The sequence below is a fragment of the Salinicola aestuarinus genome (assembly GCF_003206645.1).
Classification (GTDB): Bacteria; Pseudomonadota; Gammaproteobacteria; order Pseudomonadales; family Halomonadaceae; genus Salinicola; species Salinicola aestuarinus.
Window position 1 is genome coordinate 1 of sequence record NZ_PZJP01000013.1, and the last position, 1,515, is coordinate 1,515.

The 1,515-nt window shown below is 49.3% G+C and carries 2 protein-coding genes and 1 pseudogene; 1 reads left to right on the forward strand and 2 read right to left on the reverse strand.

The window, feature by feature from the left end; all coding sequences use genetic code 11:
* Positions 1–106, forward strand: a pseudogene (locus DOM41_RS17895) (uL14 family ribosomal protein); the annotation flags it as partial.
* Positions 107–267: 161 nt separating this feature from the next.
* Here DOM41_RS17895 and DOM41_RS14905 read toward each other — a convergent pair.
* Both DOM41_RS14905 and DOM41_RS17560 read right to left on the reverse strand, forming a co-directional pair.
* Entirely contained in the window at positions 268–1,125 is an 858-nt protein-coding gene (locus tag DOM41_RS14905) for a tetratricopeptide repeat protein (protein WP_110687674.1), read from the reverse strand.
* Between the two features lie 9 nt (positions 1,126–1,134).
* On the reverse strand, positions 1,135–1,515 hold a 381-nt coding region (locus DOM41_RS17560; protein WP_157956947.1), incomplete at its 5' end, for a hypothetical protein.

Sequence of the window (1,515 nt, forward strand, 5' to 3'; positions counted from 1 at the left end):
AACGGTCAAGGACGCGATTCCGCGGGGCAAGGTCAAAAAAGGCCAGGTCCTCAAGGCCGTTGTCGTGCGTACGCGGCCCGGGGCTCATAGCGCCCGAGGCCAGGTCGGCACCGAGGCTGGCGACGGCCAACGTCGGTGAACACCATTAGCATTATCGGCAGAAATGGCTACCGCCATGGCACGACAAACGTTGGCCGAGCCATGGGGTACCGGCCATAAAGGCCGGTGACGATCGTGATGGGAGGGGATATCGAGCGAAGCCGTCGCTCAGTGATATTCGTAGTGACCGTCGCTGCCCTGGGCTTCGAGGCCGTGGTAACTGGGGCGGTAGCTGTTGTGTTCTTCCTGCCACTGGCGCGAGAGCGAAATCGCTTCGTTGATCTGTTCCTGAGTCATCTGTTCCGCCAGCTCTGCCTTCTTACCGGAAGACGCCGTGCCGCCAAGGTCGTACATCATGTAGGCGCGAACCCAATCTTGTTCGGTGCCGATGCCTTGGGAGTAGAAGTCTCCCGCCCTTTCGAATGATAAGATGTCGTCTCTTTCAACCGCCTGCATTATCCAATGGAACGCCAAATCATCATTTTGCTCAACACCACGACCATCGAGGTAAAAGCCGGAAAGATTGTACATTGAATCCTCATCTCCTAGATCTGCAGCCTTTTTTAGCCAGTATGCTGCTTTTTTATCGTCGGAGAGTGCTTTGCCTTCACGGGAAAACAAGTATACGGCCAGCAGTTTTTTCTGAGCTGGCAAATAACCAGCATTTCCAGCTTCTGTCATATACCTGATATACTGGTCAAAATCCTTATCCACTCCAAATCCATTTTTATACATAACCCCCAAGTAATACGCCCCCTCAAAAAAACCTTGTTCGTATGATTTCTTGAAGAACTCGAAAGCTTTTTCAAAATCTTTTTCTTCTCCTTTATCGCCATTGGCGTAAACTAAAGCAGTCAAGCAACTTGAAAGGCCATTACCGCCGCTGGCTTCCGAAACCAATTCTTGCAGCCGGATATTTTTATAGTTATCTTCAAGACATTGAGACTTGAGCGCTTCAGCATTAGCTGAAACGGACACTATAGCCCCTAGCAAAAAAATCCACAGTAGGTTCTTATATATGCTCATCCTCCCTCCCTAAACTATAGCCACTTCGAACGTATCCCTAGCCCTTTTCAAGGAGCCATCATCCAAACAAGACAAAACTATTTCGACGCTATCTGGAAAACCATTGGTGTAACACTGAAGTTTAGCCTTGCACTGCCCATTTTCAAAAACCGCTTTTAATTTCTCACCACCTCCCTCGACATTATAGATATCGGCGAATTTGTCGCCACCATCGTCACGTTCTTCATTATAAATCACAACCTCTTTCAAACGATCTCGGGCGCTTCCACTCTTTTGATAAACGACCAGAGAAAAGCAATTACCGGACACCGTATTCGGATATTTAACAACCACCTCAGTGGCGTAAGGCCCCTCTCCCTGATGATCGGCTTGCTCGAAGGCCGCAACAGC

Coding starts and splice junctions, on each gene's coding strand:
- DOM41_RS14905 (WP_110687674.1), bottom strand. CDS start 1,125: ATGAGCATATATAAGAACCTACTGTGGATTTTTTTGCTAGGGGCTATA.